The sequence below is a fragment of the Jujubicoccus corallicola genome (genome assembly GCF_047345645.1).
Classification (GTDB): domain Bacteria; phylum Pseudomonadota; class Alphaproteobacteria; order Rhodobacterales; family Rhodobacteraceae; genus JBLEFH01.
The window spans coordinates 13,823-28,946 of the sequence record NZ_JBLEFH010000003.1 but is presented as its reverse complement, the minus strand read 5'-3'; the positions used below and the strand labels follow the sequence as shown (position 1 = coordinate 28,946).

Sequence of the window (15,124 nt, the reverse complement as noted above, 5' to 3'; positions counted from 1 at the left end):
AGTTGGACATGAAAAAACCCGCAGCCGAGACTGCGGGTTTTTTCTTTGGTGCTGACGCCCGGCTTTTACCCGTTCGCCTCACGGATCTTGTCCGCCGCGTCCTTGTCGAAGGTGATCCCGTTATTCGAAAACAGCGTGTCCAGCTCGCCCGAGAGGGTCATTTCGGTGATGATGTCGCAGCCGCCGACGAATTCCTGCTTCACGTAAAGCTGCGGGATGGTCGGCCAGTCGGAGAATTCCTTGATGCCCTGGCGGACCTCTTCATCGGCCAGCACATTCACGTCGGCATAGTCGACGCCCATGTAATTCAGCACCCCGGCGACCCGCGCGGAGAACCCGCATTGCGGCATTTCCTTGGTGCCCTTCATGAACAGCACCACGTCATTGGCGTCGATGGTGGATTTGATCGTGTCTTCTGCGCTCATCGCTGATCCTTCCCGCCCGCTTTGGGGCCTGAGAATGTGTAAAATCCCCTCAGGGTTTCAAAACTTTCGTCGTCAGGGCGAGGGCGTGCAGATCGCCCGCGGGCCCGTCCATTTTGCCTTGCAGCGCCGAATAGACCATGCGCTGCTGCTGCACGCGGTTCAGCCCCTCGAACTCCTCGGCTTCCACCTCGGCGGCGTAATGATTGCCGTCGCCCGCCAGATCGCTCACGCGGATTTTGGCGGTCGGGAAGGCTTCCCGCAGCATATGTTCGATTTCATGGGCTTCCATGGCCATCGGCACAATCCTTTCGTTTTCCTCAATCTAGGAAGTGGTGCGGCGGGTCTCAAGCCCCTGCTGCAATCGGCTGAGCCGCGCTTCCATGCGGTACACCGGCACCTCGCGGCCATCATTGCCGGTCCAGATCTCCGGCTGACCGTCCTTTTCAAAGCCTAACGATTCGTAAAACCGAATCGCCGCGCCGTTGTTTTCCGCTACCCGAAGCCAGATCTGGGTGAGGTGCATATCGCCGAGTTTGGCGACGAGCGCCGCGATCAGCGCGCGGCCAAAGCCTTGACCCGGCGCGGCAATCGCCAGCTCCTCCACCTTCACCGTGCCTGGGCGCTTGCCGATCTGGCTGAGCCAGACATAGCCCTTCGGCGCGCCGCTCGCCGGATAGATCAAGATGTCCATCGCAGGATCGCTCACCGCCGCCGCAAAGGCGTCCTCACTATAGCTGTCGAGCCGCCCGGCATTTTCGGGCCGGGCGAAAATATCGCGCACGAAGCTGTAATCGCTGGCGGTGGCGGGGCGAAGATCAGGCGTTGGCATAGGCGGGCAGGGCGCTCTCATAGGTCTCGCGGAGGGTGGCGAGCGGGATTGTATGCTCGCCCAAAGTCAGGCTGTTGCCGCCCACGGTCCCGATTTTCTCAAGCGGCAAATCGGCCTCGGGCAGGTCGCGGGCGATCAGCACATAGCGCCCCTGATCCTCGCCAAACCACTCCGCCGCCGCGCGCGCCTCCAGCGTCATGCCGGTGCCGCAATCCATAGCGAGTTTCGCGACCGCCATGGCCAGCCCGCCATCGGAAATGTCTTCCGCCGCCGAAATCGCGCCGCGATTGGCGAGGATATACTCGCCCGCCGCCTTCTCCTCTACGAGATCCACATGGGGCGCATCGCCGGAGGTCTCGCCGGTCAAAAGCGCCTGCAGCGCCGATTGCGTGAGATGCTGACCCGCGCCGCCGAGCAGCCAAACCGTGTCGCCGTCCTTGGCCTCGCGCGGGATAAGATCGCCGAGCGTGTCGATCAAACCAACCGCGCCGATGGTCGGCGTCGGCAGGATCGCTTGCCCGTCCGTCTCGTTGTAAAGCGAGACATTGCCAGAGACGATCGGCATGTCGAGCGCGTCCACCGCCTCGCCAATCCCCTGAATACAGCCGACAAACTGGCCCATGATCTCCGGCTTTTCCGGGTTGCCGAAATTGAGGTTGTCGGTGGTCGCGAGCGGTTTCGCACCGGTGCAGATGAGGTTGCGATACGCCTCGGCCACGGCCTGCTTGCCGCCCTCAAGCGGGTTCGCGCGGCAATAGCGCGGCGTCACATCGGCGGTGAACGCGAGCGCTTTCTCCGTGCCGTGCACCCGCACAACCCCCGCCGGACCTCCCGGCACCCGCGCCGTATCCGCGCCGACCATCGTGTCATATTGCTCCCAAACCCAGGCCCGCGAAGCGTGGTTCAGATCGCCCGCAAGGCCAAGCAGCGCCTCGGCCACGTCGAAATCCGGCAGATCCGCCGCCGCATCGCTGATCGCGGTCGGCTGATGCGGGCGGTCATATTCTGGCGCTTCGCCCGAGAGCGCCTTCAGCGGCAGATCCGCATAGGTTTCGCCGTGGAGCTGGATAACAAACCGATCCTCCGCAATCGTCTCGCCGACAATGGCGAAATCGAGGTCCCATTTATCAAACACCGCCCGCGCTTCCGCCTCTTTTTCCGGGCGCAGCACCATCAACATCCGCTCCTGCGACTCCGAGAGCATCATCTCGTAAGGCGTCATCGCATCCTCGCGGCAGGGGACTTTTTCGAGATCGAGCCGCACGCCGAGGTCGCCCTTGTCGCCCATCTCGACCGCCGAGCAGGTCAGACCCGCCGCGCCCATATCCTGAATGGATATCACCGCGCCGGTCTGCATCAGTTCCAGGCAGGCTTCCATGAGCCGCTTTTCGGTAAACGGATCGCCGACCTGCACCGTCGGGCGCTTGTCCTCGATGCTGTCGTCAAATTCCGCGCTCGCCATGGTCGCGCCGCCGACGCCGTCGCGGCCCGTTTTCGCGCCGAGATAGACCACCGGCATCCCGACACCGCTCGCCGCCGAATAAAAAATCTTGTCCGCATCGGCGAGACCGGCGGCAAAGGCGTTCACCAGACAATTGCCGTTATACGCCTTGTCGAAGCGCAACTCGCCGCCCGCGGTCGGCACGCCGAAGGAGTTGCCATAACCGCCGACACCCTCGACCACCCCATGCAGCAAACGCCGCGTTTTCGGGTGGTCCGGCGCGCCGAAGGAGAGCGCATTCATCGCTGCAATCGGGCGCGCGCCCATGGTAAACACGTCGCGCAGAATACCGCCCACGCCGGTCGCCGCGCCCTGATAGGGCTCGATATAGGACGGGTGGTTGTGGCTCTCCATCTTGAAGACCACCGCCTGACCGTCGCCAATATCGACCACGCCCGCATTCTCGCCGGGGCCGCAAATCACCTGCGGACCGGTCGTCGGCAGGGTGCGGAGCCATTTTTTCGAGGATTTGTAGGAGCAATGCTCGTTCCACATCGCCGAGAAAATCCCAAGTTCCGTGAATGTCGGCGCGCGGCCCAGAAGCGACAGGATCCGCTCATACTCGTCAGGCTTGATCCCGTGATCGGCGATCAGTTGGTCCGTGATGGCGGGCTCGGTGATTGTGTTCGGCATGGTGATCCTCTGGCGGCGCTTGGCGCGTTTGTAGGATGCCGGGGCGCGGTTGAAAAGGTCACTTTGCGCCTTTGGCGGTTTGATTTGGCCCGGCGGCTGTGAGAGGTTGCGCGTTCAATGGCTTATGGGGGGCGAGATATGGCGGGCGCGCCGAAAGTTTTCGGGATCGGATTTCAGCGCACGGGCACGACGTCCCTGCGCAGCGCGCTCCGCAGCCTTGGCTACACCCATCTCGATTTTAACCGCCGCCGCGCGCGGCTCTGGGTCGAGGGGCGGCTCGATGAAGTGATCGCGGAAACGGAAGGCTATGACAGTTTCGACGACTGGCCCTGGCCGCTGATGGTCCCCGAGCTTCACGCGCATTTCGGCGAGGGCGCGCGGTTCATCCTCACCCGGCGCAGCTCGCCGCATTTGTGGCTGGCGAGCGTTCTCTATCACGCGATGCGCAAGGGCGGGAATGCGGGGTTTCTGCGCAAACAGATTTACGGCAAAGCCTCGCCGGAGAATGCCGAAACGCTCTATCTCGCGCGCTACAAACGCCATCTTTTCGAGACCCGCGCCTATTTCGCGCATCCGGACCGCCAGCATCTTTACATGGAACTCTGCTGGGACGAGGGCGACGGTTGGCAGAAGCTTTGCGCGTTTCTCGGAAAGCCGGTCCCGGACCTGCCGCTCCCCCACAAAAATCACGGGCGCGCGGCGCGGGAGGAAAAGATGATGCAGCTTGTGAAAAAGCACTATCCCGCGCTGGCGGCGACCTTGGCGGAAGAGGCGGCCGGACGGGGCGGCGATACGTCCTCTTGATTAACCGAACGCCATGGAGGCAGTGCCGCGATCGCCGCGACGGCTGCGCTCGATCACCGGCGGACCTTGCGCGACTTTGGCCTTATACATGGCCCCATCGGCCACTGCGCAAATGCGCTGCACCGAAATAAAAGGGTGATGCGTCACCGCGACGCCAATGCTTGCCTGAAGCGGGAGAGTGCGCCGATTCCATTCTACGCGGCTGCTCAGCGCCTGATAAATATCCTGCGCGAATTCTGCGGTGTCGGCAGTGTTCGGCGCGACCCGCGCGAGGATAAATTCGTCGCCGCCGATCCGTCCGACGATACCATCCGGCGTGGAAAGAGCTTTGAGACGTTTGGCCACCTCTTTGAGCACATGGTCGCCGGCCTCGTGACCGAAGGTGTCGTTGACCGGTTTGAACCCGTCGAGATCGATCATGATCACCTCCACCGGGCGGTGCTGCTCGGCGCGTTGCAACATCAACTCTAACCGGGTGTCGAAAGCGCGGCGGTTCAAAAGATCGGTGAGCGGGTCGTGATGCGACAGATGTTCCAATTCGCGCATCCGCATCTGGCTCTCCGCCTGCGCATGCGCAACGGCGCGGGTCAGGCGCGTGCTTTCACGAAGATTCTCATAGCTGTTATAGATAAAGCCGATCATCCCGCTCATGGCGATCAACCATTGGGCGGTCGTGCCATTAGAGTAATCGACCCCCGCGATCAGCACGAATTGCACCACCAGACCGCAGAGCACGATCGCGAACTGGATCAGCATGAAGAAGACGAAGCTGGCATAGGTGTTCGCGATATGTGTCAGTGCGCTGACCGACCATAGAACGCCGAAGAGTAAAAACGGAATTTCGCCATGAAGCGAAATCCCGAGACCGATCACCCCATGACCGACAAAGCCGATGCTGGTCGAGATCGTCAGAAGGACGATCTGTCCGGTGCTGATGCTGTTGTCTTTCGGCTTCAGGCCGCGTAGCAAAATCGACGTGAAGAGCCATTCCCCGAGGCCGAGACCGGCCCCCAAGATGCCATAAATATAGGCACCTGAGTAGATGGACATCGCCATGCCATAGGCGAGAAAAAACAGGAGCTTGACCCGCATCTCTGCCTTGAGATGCGCAAGGATCGGCACGGTTGGTGCGATCTGATCCCTGTCGAAATACCCACGAAGCTGTTCCATGCGCTGGAATATGGAACAGACTGGCTCCCAAGTCCTTAATGTTCTGCGTCGAAATATTTTTATTTCGATCTATTAATGTTTTGGTCATCTATGCCCTCCGAAAAGAAAAAAGCCGGGCACCAGGGCCCGGCAAAGTTCAACAGGGAGGTTGAAGAAGAACCGCATATGCGTGTTCGCTTCGAGGAGTGATTTAGGTGAGCGGGCACCATCCAGCAAGCCCGGTTGTTGCATAGCCGTTATGCAGAATCTTTAGGCGTTGCCTAAGTTTCGAGCGGATATTGTTTGCGGAAGTCCTGAATCTCGCTCAAAACAAAGTCGCGGAAGGCCGAGACGCGCGAGGAACTGCGCAGCTCTTCGGCATAGGCGAGATAGACCGGAACCGTGGTGCTTTGCTCGCCGGGCAGCACGCGGACCAGCTCCGAAAAGCCTGCGGTGACGTAATCGGGCAGCACGCCGATCCCCAGACCGTGGCGCGTGGCCTGCAAAATCCCGAAGTAATTGTTCACCGTCATATGCGCGTTCGGCGTCGTCGCGAGCAGGGTGTGCAGCCATTTCACCGAGGCCGAGACCTGCCATGTGTCGAGGTCTTGGCTGATGATCCGGTGATCGGAAAGCTGCTCCAGCGTGGTCGGTTTGCCATGTTCCTCGACATATTCGGCGCTGGCATAAAGCCGCATCCGCACATCCATCAGGCGGCGACGGATGAGATCGGCCTGGCTCGGCTCCTTCATGCGGATCGCCACATCGGCCTCGCGCATCCCGAGATCGAGCACCTTGTCGTCGAGCATCATATCGACATTGAGTTTGGGAAACTGGCTGAATAGCCGCCCGAGACGCGGCGCCAGAAAGAGCGTGCCGAAGCCAATCGGGGTCGTGACCCGCAGCTTGCCGAACACTTCATCCTCGGAATCGCGGATCCGCGCGGTGGCGGCATCGACGCTCTGGCTCATATGGCGGGTGGCATCGAAGAGAAGCTCGCCCTGTTCGGTCAGAATCAGCCCGCGCGCATGGCGGTGGAACAGCGTCGCATCGAGCGCATCTTCGAGCGCGCGAATCTGCCGGGACACGGCGGGCTGGCTCAGATGCAGCACATCGCCCGCGCCGGTCAGGCTTCCAGCATCTGCAACGGCGTGGAAAATCCGTAACTTATCCCAATCGAGCGACATTGCGGGTCCTTGTCCGTTTGCCGCCTAAAATGGCCTAAAGCGGCGAAGCTGTCACCCTATGATTGACGCGGCGGGATGTTCTTGCCGGGGCAGGGGCGGGCGCAGTGAGCTAAACCGCGATGTTGCTCGCCTCTTGCTGCATATTGGCCCATTCGCGAACGGCATTAAGCACCGGTTCGACCCGGCGCCCTTTCTCCGTCAGCATATATCCCATGCGGGCGCCACCCGGCGCTATGGGCCTTCGTTCCAATAATCCCGCTTCAACCAAAAGGCGAAGTCGCGCCGAAAGGATATTCCGGGCGATTCCGAGGCTGTCATGAAAATCGGCAAAACGACTCGTCCCATCGAGCGCTGCAAGCAGAATTCGAAGGGTCCATTTATCGCCGATCAATGTGATCGGGTCGTAAATCTTAGCGCTATCATCGCTTGTGTGTACTGGGCAATTCATGACCCGACTATGAGGTGTCATTTTTTATTTGTAAATAATTGATTTAGTTTCGTTTGCATGAGTAATCAACGCAGGAGTTGATTGGTCATGAATTATGACCTAATATCCTCGCAAAACCATAACACATCGGGAGGAATCACCATGCTGCAGGACGTGTCCCTGTCAGACCGATTTGATCTAGGAAAAAAATTCATTCTTTTGAGTGGGATACAGGCGCTTGCGCGTCTGCCGCTCATGCAGGCCGCGCGGGACGAAGCGTCCGGTCTGCAAACGGGGGGTCTTGTTACAGGATATCGCGGTTCGCCGCTTGGCGGGGTCGATAGCACCCTATTCAGTATTCAGAATGAACTCAAAACACACGACATTGTGTTCGAACCGGGTCTGAATGAAGATCTCGCGGCCACCATGCTGTGGGGCTCGCAACAGGCGGAACTGCGCGGCGAGGGCAAATATCAGGGCGTCTTTGGCCTCTGGTATGGCAAGGGGCCGGGTGTCGATCGCTGCGGCGATGTGTTCCGCCACGCCAATATGGCAGGGACTGCGGAACATGGCGGCGTCCTCGTGGCCATGGGCGATGATCACACGGGCGAAAGCTCCACCGTTCTCAACCATTCCGAATTCGCGCTCGTTGATGCGCTGATGCCGATCCTCTCGCCCGCTGGCGTGCAGGAAATCCTGGATTACGGCGTCATCGGCTGGGAACTCTCGCGCTATTGCGGCTGCTGGGTCGGCATCAAATCGGTGAAGGACACTGTGGAAGTCACCGAGGTCGTCAACGGCGATCCGCACCGCATCGAGATTCGCCGCCCGACCGAGGCGGAATTCGCCATGCCCGAAGGCGGGCTGAACATCCGCCTTGGCGACACACCGGTCGAGCAGGAAGCGCGGATGCACGACTACAAACGCTTCGCCGCCGAAGCCTTTGGCCGCGCCAACAAACTCGATAAGCGCATGATGGGCAATGACAAAGCCAAGATCGGCATCGTCTCCTCCGGCAAAAGCTGGCTCGACACGGTCCACGCGCTGCAACTGCTCGGGATCGACGAGGCGGAGGCCGAACGCCTTGGCATCACCACCTATAAAGTCGGCATGGTCTGGCCGCTCGACATGGAGAGCTTCCGCGAATGGGCCGAAGATCTCGAAACCATCATCGTGGTCGAGGAAAAGCGCAAGCTGATCGAAGTGCAGATCAAGGAAGCCATCTATGACGACCGCCGGGGCCGCCGTGTCTTGGGTTGGAAGGACGAGAAGGGCAATGTGATCTTCTCCGTCAAAATGGCGCTCGACCCCGTGAAAATCGCCCGCACCATTGGCGATCTCTTGGATCGCGAATGCGACGTGACCTCCGAGCGGCTCGACATCGCCCGCGGCGTGCTCGCCGATGCGCAAAAGAACGATAACGCCGAGGAAATCGCCGCGCGGATGCCGTGGTTCTGCTCCGGCTGTCCGCATAACTCCTCGACCAAAGTGCCCGAAGGTTCGCGCGCTTATGCGGGGATCGGCTGTCACTACATGGTGCAGTGGATGGATCGCGAGACGACCGGCTTTACGCATATGGGCGGCGAGGGCGTGAACTGGATCGGCGAAGCGCCGTTCTCCAAACGCAAGCATGTGTTCCAGAATCTCGGGGATGGCACCTATAACCACTCCGGCGTTCTGGCGGTCCGTGCGGCGCTCGCGGCGGACACGACCATTACCTACAAAATCCTCTACAATGATGCCGTCGCCATGACGGGCGGTCAGCACAATGAGGGCGATCTGCAACCCGAGCAGATCGTCAAGGAACTCAACGCCATGGGCGTGAAGCGCACCGTCGTCGTCTATGACGAGAAGGAAGACGTGCATTTCGACAAATTCCCCGGCGGCACCGAAATGGTTCCGCGCAGCGAATTGCTCCGCATCCAGAAGGAGTTGTCGGAAACCGAGGGCGTGACGGCCATCGTCTACATCCAGACCTGCGCCGCCGAAAAACGCCGTCGCCGCAAGCGCGGCAAATTCCCGGACCCGGATCGCCGCGTGATGATCAACCCGGCGGTCTGCGAGGGTTGCGGCGATTGCGGGGTGCAGTCGAACTGTATCTCCATCGTCCCGCTCGAAACCGAACTCGGCCGCAAGCGCGAGATCGACCAGTCGAGCTGCAACAAGGATTTCTCCTGCCTCGACGGGTTCTGCCCCTCCTTCGTGACCGTGGAAGGCGCGAAGGTGCGCAAACCCGAAGCAGCCGACATCTCGATCCCCGACCTGCCGGAGCCGGACCTGCCGAGCATCGACGGCACGTTCAACACGGTCATCACCGGGGTTGGCGGCACGGGCGTCGTGACGGTCGGCGCGGTGCTGGCCATGGCGGCGCATCTCGAGGGCAAGGGCGCGGGCCTCATGGAAATGGCCGGTCTCGCGCAGAAGGGCGGCGCGGTCTATATCCACTGCCGCATCGCCGATAAACCGAAAGATATCAGCGCCATCCGCATCGCCGTTGGGGAAGCGGACAGCATCATCGGCTGCGATCTGGTTGTCTCGGCGGGCGCGAAAATGCTCGGCCTGATGACCCGTGGTCGCACCAAAGCGGTCGTGAACTCCCATGAGATCATCACCGGCCAATTCACCCGCGACCGCGATTTCCACCTGCCGACCGAGCGTCTGGAAGTCCAACTCAAGGGCCGTCTCGGCGAAGAGGCGATCTCCATGATGGATGTCACCAAACTCTCCGCGCGGCTCCTCGGCGATGCGATCTACGCCAATATGATGATGCTCGGCGGCGCCTATCAGATGGGCCTCATCCCGGTCAGCCGCGAGGCGATTTTCCGGGCGATCGAGCTCAACGGTGCGAAGCCGGACGCCAACAAGCGCGCCTTCGATATGGGCCGCTGGGCTATCTCGCGCCCCGAAGAGGCCGAGGCGGCGGTGCCCGATCCCGCGAAAGTCACGGAGATCGTCGATCCCGTGGCCTACCGCGCCGATCACATCCGCAAATATCAGGACAAGCGCCTGCGGGACCGTTTCCTTGCCCGCGTCGACAGCGCCCCCGACGAGGATCTGCGCGTCGCCGTGGCCAAGGGTTACCACAAGCTGCTGACCTATAAGGATGAATATGAGGTCGCGCGGCTCCATCACGAAACGCTGGAAAGCGCCATTGACCACCGTTTCAGCGAAGCGAAGAAGGTGTATTTCCATCTTGCGCCGCCGCTCCTGCCGCTCGGCAAGGACAATCAGGGCCGCCCGAAAAAGATCAAACTCGGGCCGTGGATGGGCACCGTCTTTGGCTGGCTGGCCAAGGGCAAACGCCTGCGCGGCACACCGTTCGACCCGTTCGGTTACATGGCCGAGCGCAAGATGGAGCGCGCGCTGATCACGCAGTTCGAGGCCGATATGGACGAGATCCTGCCCAAAGTGACGGCGGACACCCATGACCTCGCCATCGCCCTGATGGAGCTGCCTCTGGAGATCCGCGGCTTCGGTCCGGTCAAGGAGAAGAGCGCCGAAGCGGCGGCCAAGAAGCGCGAAGAACTGCTCGCGGCCTTCCGCGCTGGGGGCACCCCAACCGCGATGGCGGCGGAGTAAAGAGAGGCTACGCCCGGCGGGGCCCGCCGCGCGGCGGACCACCTTCGGGCGCAGATGCCGCTTACGCGCCATGCGGCACATGGAAACGGCAAAGCGCGCCGGGAACGGGGCAGGGCGTCTCTACGCACCGCCCGGCCCGGCGCTTTCTTTGGCTTAGCTCTCGTCCTCCGCGTCGCGCGCGAGCGGGTGATGGGTCAGCACCAGATCGCGCAGATGCTGGCTCGACACATGAGTGTAAATCTCGGTCGTCCCGATATCCGCATGGCCGAGCAGCGTCTGGATCACCCGCAGATCCGCGCCGCCTTCCAGCAGGTGTGTCGCGAACGCGTGGCGGATCACATGGGGCGTCACCTTGTTCGGGTCGATCCCGGCCTGCGCCGCCAGCTTTTTCAGAAATCCGAACACCCAGACCCGCGTGATCGGTTTTGCCGCATTGCGCCCCGGAAAGAGCCAGCGCGAGGCCGGTTTGCCCGCCGCCACCCGCGCGTCATCCTCGGCATCGCGGACCGCCAGCCAGCGCGTCACCGCCGCCTGCGCCGAGGGGGTCAGCGGCACCATGCGGTCCTTCCCGCCCTTGCCGCGCACCATCATCATTTCGGGCTGACCGCGCGAAGTTTGCGCCGGCAGTTCAACGAGTTCCGTCACCCGCAGACCCGTGGCATAGAGCAGCTCGATCAGCGCGCGGCTCCGCTCCGGGGCGGGCATCTCCTCGCTCGCGGCGATCAGCGCGTCCATCTCCTCCTGCGACAGCGTTTTGGGCAGGCTCCGCCCTCGATGCCGCGTCTCGATATGCGTCACGGGGTTGTCGGCGCGCAGCCCTTCGGAAAAGACAAATCCGAAAAATTGCCGCAGGGCCGAGAGTTTGCGCGCCCGTGTGCTGCTCGCCAGCCCCTCGGCCTCCAGCCCCATCAGCCAGCGCTCGATCTCCTCGCGCGACACCGTGGCCGGATCGCCAACCCCCTCAAAAAACCCGCGCAAATCCCGCTCATAGGCGGCGAGGGTATTGGCGGAGGCATCGCGTTCGGCATGGATCGCATCGAGAAACGCGCCGAGCCAGGCGCGGCTCATGTCAGCATGTAATGCAGCGCAATCGCCCGCGCCGCATCCTCTTGCCCGGCCTGCCGCAGCGCCCAAAGCGCGCGGGTGAGATCGCCTGGATCAGGCATCGCGGCATCGCCCAGAAGGGTCAGCGCCTGCAAGATCACCTCACCAACGCGGCCCTGCTCCAGAAGCGGCGCGAAAATCTCTGCGCCCTCCGCCTCTGGGCTTTCTTCGGCAAAGCCCGCGCGAATGGCATCGGCAAGCGGGCTGCGCGGGCTGTCGGGCAAATCCGCACCCCGCGAGAGCGCGCCGAGAAAATCCTCGCCCTCATCTTCCATCCCGGCCAGAAGCCGCAGCTTGCGGGCGGTGTCGGTCGTCAGATCCTCGGGCAGCCGGTCCGCATATTCGCGGGCCAGCGCGGCGCTGAGACCCAGCGGAGCCAGCAGTGCGTCGGTCTCCTCCAGCGCCGGGCCAATATCTTTCTCAAACCCAAGAGCCTGATCGAGCTTGCGGATCGCGTCCGAACGGTCCCACACGCTGCCGGACGCCGCCGGGCGCTGCGCGCGATACATGCCAAACAGCACCCGCGGCGGCATCGCGCCCGCGGCCACCAAACGCTCCGCCGCCAGCATCCGCTCGCGCGGCGGCACATCGCCGCCCGTGGCAATATACAGATAAGGCAGCGGCAGGCGCGGCGGCAGGGTCAAGCCATTGGCATCGCGCAGAACAAAGCGCATCGGGGTCAGCGGCGCTTCGGGGATCGGCGCGCCGGTCTCGAAGAGATCGGGGTCCAAAAACCGCTCCATCAGCACCACATCCGGCTCCTCGATGGTGCCGAGCGCATTGGCCACGATCAACGTCTGCTGGGCCATCATATGATCGCCGCCGCGCATGAGACACAGCGATTTTTGCAGGGCATTTTCCCCAAGGCCGGGGGCCTCGCGCAGCCGCTCGCAAACCTCCGTGGTGTCGCCCGCCAAAAGCGCAATGTCATAGGCGCGCAGGAACTGATCCTGCGAATTCACGTCGCTGACTTTGAGCAGCGCCTGCGCCTGATCGAGCGCACCGCGGGCGATCAGCGCATCGAGCCGGGCGAGGAAAATCGTCTCCCCCTCCAGCCGCGCGAAACTGCGCGCTAGCATCAATTCGTCAAACAAATGCTGGGCCGGGGCGGGCTGATCAAACGGCACGGCGCGGATGAGGCGCGCGGCTTCCGCCGGGCTGGAATGGGCCCAAAGCTGGCGCGGCAGCCCGGTTTCCTCCGCCCCCAACACGCCAATCGCATCGGGCGCGACATCGCGGCCCGCTTCGGCCAGCGCCGACTCGGTAAAGGGCCGCGCGCGCGGCTTCATCCGCCCGTCGGGAAGCGAGCGCTCCGGCGCGGTCTCCTGCCCGAAACTGCTCTCCTGGCCGCCATCCTCGGGCGGGCGCACCACCTCGATCTGCGGGGCTTTCATCGCCTCGTTGAGCCAGTCGATCGCACTTAAAGGGGCGCGCTGCGCGGCTGCCATGGCGGGCAGCAGCAGAAGCGCGACTGTCAGTTTAACTGCCGCCATTGCCGGCTTCCGGCTCAACCGGCACCGAAATCTCCGTTTGCGGTGCGGGCAGCTCCGCGAATACTGCATAAAGTGCGAGGCCGATCAGCCCCAAAATCACGAGATAAAAAAGATATTTGAGAACACGCCCCATTGGCTCGTCTGCTCCATCTGCCTCTGCCCCGCCTTGTCTCGACGGATGCGATTGCTTATACCGCACTGACTTTATCGGAACTCGCCGGATGCATCAATCACGCATCGGACGAAAAGACGGCCCGTTCAGGGCCGCGGACAGAGGGGAGACGCGACGCGATGGCTCAGACGGTGCTGACCCGGCCCATCGTTCTCGTTGGTCTCATGGGGGCCGGAAAAACTTCTGTTGGCAGATGCTTGGCCGAAGAACTTAAAGCCCCGTTCCGCGATTCAGACGCCGAAATCGAAGCTGCTGCGGGCATGACGATCCCCGAAATTTTCGAGCAATTTGGGGAACGCGATTTTCGTGCGGGCGAAGTCCGGGTGATCGCGCGGCTGCTCTCGGAGGGTCCGGCGGTGCTGGCGACCGGGGGCGGGGCCTTCATGAATGCGCAGGTGCGGGCGAATGTCGCCGCCGAGGGGCTCTCCGTCTGGATCAACGCGCCGGTTGCGGTGCTGTGGGACCGGGTGAAGGGCCGCACGCATCGCCCGCTGTTGCAAAACGCCGACCCCTACGGCGTCCTCTCCAACCTCCATGCGGAGCGCAGCCCGGTCTATGCCAAGGCCGATCTCATCGTGCCGAGCGCCGCCGAGGACAAGCAGGTCGATGTGGCGGGCCGCATTCTCGACAAGATCCGGGCCGAGCGCCCCGAGTTTCTCAGGAGCAAGACATGACGGATGTGGTGACGGTCGGCCTTGGGGAGCGCAGCTATGAGGTGCGGATCGGGGCCGGGCTTCTGGCTGAGGCGGGCAGCGACATCAAACCCTTGCTGCGGCGGCCTAAAGTAGCCGTCATCACCGAGGACAACGTCGCCGCGCTCCATCAGGAAACGCTCTCGGACGCGCTCGGCGATGCCGGGATCGCGCAGGACTGGCTGTCGCTTCCGCCGGGCGAGGGCACCAAAAGCTGGGCGCAAATTCAGCATGTCGTCGAATGGCTGCTCGAACGCGAGATTGCCCGCGACGATGTGGTCATCGCCTTTGGCGGCGGCGTGATCGGCGATCTCGTCGGCTTCGCGGCGGCGATCCTGCGGCGCGGTGTCAGCTTCGTGCAAATCCCGACCAGCCTTCTGGCGCAGGTGGACAGCTCCGTCGGCGGCAAAACCGGCATCAACTCGCCCCATGGCAAGAACCTCGTCGGCGCATTTCACCAGCCAAAACTGGTGCTGGCGGACATCGCGCTGCTCGACACGCTCACGCCGCGCGATTTCCTTTCCGGCTATGCGGAAGTCGCCAAATACGGCCTGCTTGGGGACGCGGATTTCTTCACATGGCTGGAGCAAAACGGCCCCGCGATCCGGGATGGGAGCCGCGCGGCGCGGCAAAAGACCGTCACCCATTCGGTGCAGATGAAAGCCGATATCGTCGCCCGTGACGAGCGCGAATCCGGCGAGCGGGCGCTGCTCAATCTCGGCCATACCTTCGGCCATGCGCTGGAGGCGGCGACCGGCTATTCGGACCGGCTCCTCCACGGCGAGGGCGTCGCGACCGGCTGCGTTCTGGCCTTCGCGCTCTCCGCCCGCATGGGGCTTTGCGCGCAGGAATTGCCGGGCCGGGTCGCCGCGCATTTCGCTGAAATGGGCCTGCCGCATCAGGTCCGCGACATTCCCGGCGATCTGCCGGATGCGGACGGCCTTTTGAAACTCATGGGGCAGGACAAGAAGGTGAAGGATGGACGGCTGACCTTCATCCTCGCTCGGGCCATCGGCGAGGCCTTCGTCACCCAAGACGTCGCCGCGGAAGATGTGCGCAAACTGCTATATGAATCTCTTTCGGATAATATTTAGAGATTAAAGGCAAAGAATCGGTTTAGGCTCTTCTC

Annotated in this window: 15 protein-coding genes; 5 read left to right on the top strand and 10 right to left on the bottom strand. The window is 62.5% G+C overall.

From position 1 onward, the window contains the following. Positions 1-65: 65 nt before the first annotated feature. The 4 genes from grxD to purL are packed head-to-tail and all read right to left on the bottom strand — an operon-like array spanning position 66 to position 3,388. Positions 66-425 carry a Grx4 family monothiol glutaredoxin gene (gene grxD, locus ACMA5I_RS05295; protein WP_525885200.1) on the bottom strand — a complete coding sequence of 120 codons (360 nt, stop codon included), beginning with the start codon at positions 423-425 and terminating at the stop codon, positions 66-68. 49 nt (positions 426-474) lie between these two features. Then, positions 475-720: a BolA/IbaG family iron-sulfur metabolism protein gene (locus ACMA5I_RS05290; RefSeq protein WP_525885199.1), complete on the bottom strand. Its 246-nt coding sequence runs from the start codon at positions 718-720 to the stop codon at positions 475-477. A gap of 27 nt (positions 721-747) precedes the next feature. After that, positions 748-1,254 (bottom strand): GNAT family N-acetyltransferase, encoded by a 507-nt coding sequence (locus ACMA5I_RS05285; protein WP_525885198.1) that lies wholly within the window; start codon positions 1,252-1,254, stop codon positions 748-750. Beyond that, positions 1,241-3,388 carry a phosphoribosylformylglycinamidine synthase subunit PurL gene (gene purL, locus ACMA5I_RS05280; protein WP_525885197.1) on the bottom strand — a complete coding sequence of 716 codons (2,148 nt, stop codon included), beginning with the start codon at positions 3,386-3,388 and terminating at the stop codon, positions 1,241-1,243. The genes ACMA5I_RS05285 and purL overlap by 14 nt, the downstream gene beginning before the upstream one ends. 138 nt (positions 3,389-3,526) lie before the next feature. Between purL and ACMA5I_RS05275 the strand changes: the two genes are divergently transcribed. Beyond that, positions 3,527-4,192: a sulfotransferase gene (locus tag ACMA5I_RS05275; RefSeq protein ID WP_525885196.1), complete on the top strand. Its 666-nt coding sequence runs from the start codon at positions 3,527-3,529 to the stop codon at positions 4,190-4,192. Here ACMA5I_RS05275 and ACMA5I_RS05270 read toward each other — a convergent pair whose 3' ends face one another. Together ACMA5I_RS05270 and ACMA5I_RS05265 are read right to left on the bottom strand one after the other, a co-directional pair. Beyond that, positions 4,193-5,362: a GGDEF domain-containing protein gene (locus ACMA5I_RS05270; RefSeq protein ID WP_525885195.1), complete on the bottom strand. Its 1,170-nt coding sequence runs from the start codon at positions 5,360-5,362 to the stop codon at positions 4,193-4,195. A 260-nt stretch (positions 5,363-5,622) separates the two neighbouring features. Further along, a complete protein-coding gene (locus ACMA5I_RS05265) occupies positions 5,623-6,528 on the bottom strand; it encodes a LysR family transcriptional regulator (RefSeq protein WP_525885194.1) in 906 nt (301 codons plus the stop codon). 62 nt (positions 6,529-6,590) lie between these two features. Between ACMA5I_RS05265 and ACMA5I_RS05260 the strand changes: the two genes are divergently transcribed. After that, positions 6,591-6,641: a twin-arginine translocation signal domain-containing protein gene (locus ACMA5I_RS05260; protein WP_525885654.1), complete on the top strand. Its 51-nt coding sequence runs from the start codon at positions 6,591-6,593 to the stop codon at positions 6,639-6,641. Here ACMA5I_RS05260 and ACMA5I_RS05255 read toward each other — a convergent pair. Beyond that, on the bottom strand, positions 6,638-6,976 hold the full coding sequence (locus ACMA5I_RS05255) for a winged helix-turn-helix transcriptional regulator (protein ID WP_525885193.1): 339 nt from the start codon (positions 6,974-6,976) through the stop codon (positions 6,638-6,640). The genes ACMA5I_RS05260 and ACMA5I_RS05255 overlap by 4 nt on opposite strands. 141 nt (positions 6,977-7,117) lie before the next feature. Here ACMA5I_RS05255 and ACMA5I_RS05250 point away from each other — a divergent pair, with 141 nt between their 5' ends. Then, on the top strand, positions 7,118-10,534 hold the full coding sequence (locus ACMA5I_RS05250; RefSeq protein WP_525885192.1) for an indolepyruvate ferredoxin oxidoreductase family protein: 3,417 nt from the start codon (positions 7,118-7,120) through the stop codon (positions 10,532-10,534). Positions 10,535-10,687: 153 nt separating this feature from the next. On the opposite strand, the gene ACMA5I_RS05245 is transcribed toward ACMA5I_RS05250, so the two are convergent. The 3 genes from ACMA5I_RS05245 to ACMA5I_RS05235 are packed head-to-tail and all read right to left on the bottom strand — an operon-like array spanning position 10,688 to position 13,264. Beyond that, positions 10,688-11,602, bottom strand: coding sequence for a tyrosine recombinase (locus tag ACMA5I_RS05245; protein WP_525885191.1), 915 nt, complete (start codon positions 11,600-11,602; stop codon positions 10,688-10,690). After that, positions 11,599-13,131: a hypothetical protein gene (locus ACMA5I_RS05240; protein ID WP_525885190.1), complete on the bottom strand. Its 1,533-nt coding sequence runs from the start codon at positions 13,129-13,131 to the stop codon at positions 11,599-11,601. The genes ACMA5I_RS05245 and ACMA5I_RS05240 overlap by 4 nt, the downstream gene beginning before the upstream one ends. Next, positions 13,118-13,264, bottom strand: a complete 147-nt coding sequence (locus tag ACMA5I_RS05235) for a hypothetical protein (protein ID WP_525885189.1) — start codon at positions 13,262-13,264, stop codon at positions 13,118-13,120. Before ACMA5I_RS05235 ends, ACMA5I_RS05240 begins: the two co-directional genes overlap by 14 nt. 158 nt (positions 13,265-13,422) lie before the next feature. On the opposite strand from ACMA5I_RS05235, the gene ACMA5I_RS05230 reads away from it, so the two are divergent. Both ACMA5I_RS05230 and aroB read left to right on the top strand, forming a co-directional pair. Further along, positions 13,423-13,977 carry a shikimate kinase gene (locus ACMA5I_RS05230; protein ID WP_525885188.1) on the top strand — a complete coding sequence of 185 codons (555 nt, stop codon included), beginning with the start codon at positions 13,423-13,425 and terminating at the stop codon, positions 13,975-13,977. Next, complete coding sequence (aroB, locus tag ACMA5I_RS05225) at positions 13,974-15,089, top strand: 3-dehydroquinate synthase (RefSeq protein ID WP_525885187.1); 1,116 nt, start codon at positions 13,974-13,976, stop codon at positions 15,087-15,089. Before ACMA5I_RS05230 ends, aroB begins: the two co-directional genes overlap by 4 nt. The last annotated feature ends 35 nt before the right edge of the window (positions 15,090-15,124 follow it).

Coding starts and splice junctions, on each gene's coding strand:
- grxD (WP_525885200.1), bottom strand. CDS start 425: ATGAGCGCAGAAGACACGATCAAATCCACCATCGACGCCAATGACGTG.
- ACMA5I_RS05290 (WP_525885199.1), bottom strand. CDS start 720: ATGGCCATGGAAGCCCATGAAATCGAACATATGCTGCGGGAAGCCTTC.
- ACMA5I_RS05285 (WP_525885198.1), bottom strand. CDS start 1,254: ATGCCAACGCCTGATCTTCGCCCCGCCACCGCCAGCGATTACAGCTTC.
- purL (WP_525885197.1), bottom strand. CDS start 3,388: ATGCCGAACACAATCACCGAGCCCGCCATCACGGACCAACTGATCGCC.
- ACMA5I_RS05275 (WP_525885196.1), top strand. CDS start 3,527: ATGGCGGGCGCGCCGAAAGTTTTCGGGATCGGATTTCAGCGCACGGGC.
- ACMA5I_RS05270 (WP_525885195.1), bottom strand. CDS start 5,362: ATGGAACAGCTTCGTGGGTATTTCGACAGGGATCAGATCGCACCAACC.
- ACMA5I_RS05265 (WP_525885194.1), bottom strand. CDS start 6,528: ATGTCGCTCGATTGGGATAAGTTACGGATTTTCCACGCCGTTGCAGAT.
- ACMA5I_RS05255 (WP_525885193.1), bottom strand. CDS start 6,976: ATGAATTGCCCAGTACACACAAGCGATGATAGCGCTAAGATTTACGAC.
- ACMA5I_RS05250 (WP_525885192.1), top strand. CDS start 7,118: ATGCTGCAGGACGTGTCCCTGTCAGACCGATTTGATCTAGGAAAAAAA.
- ACMA5I_RS05245 (WP_525885191.1), bottom strand. CDS start 11,602: ATGAGCCGCGCCTGGCTCGGCGCGTTTCTCGATGCGATCCATGCCGAA.
- ACMA5I_RS05240 (WP_525885190.1), bottom strand. CDS start 13,131: ATGGCGGCAGTTAAACTGACAGTCGCGCTTCTGCTGCTGCCCGCCATG.
- ACMA5I_RS05235 (WP_525885189.1), bottom strand. CDS start 13,264: ATGGGGCGTGTTCTCAAATATCTTTTTTATCTCGTGATTTTGGGGCTG.
- ACMA5I_RS05230 (WP_525885188.1), top strand. CDS start 13,423: ATGGCTCAGACGGTGCTGACCCGGCCCATCGTTCTCGTTGGTCTCATG.
- aroB (WP_525885187.1), top strand. CDS start 13,974: ATGACGGATGTGGTGACGGTCGGCCTTGGGGAGCGCAGCTATGAGGTG.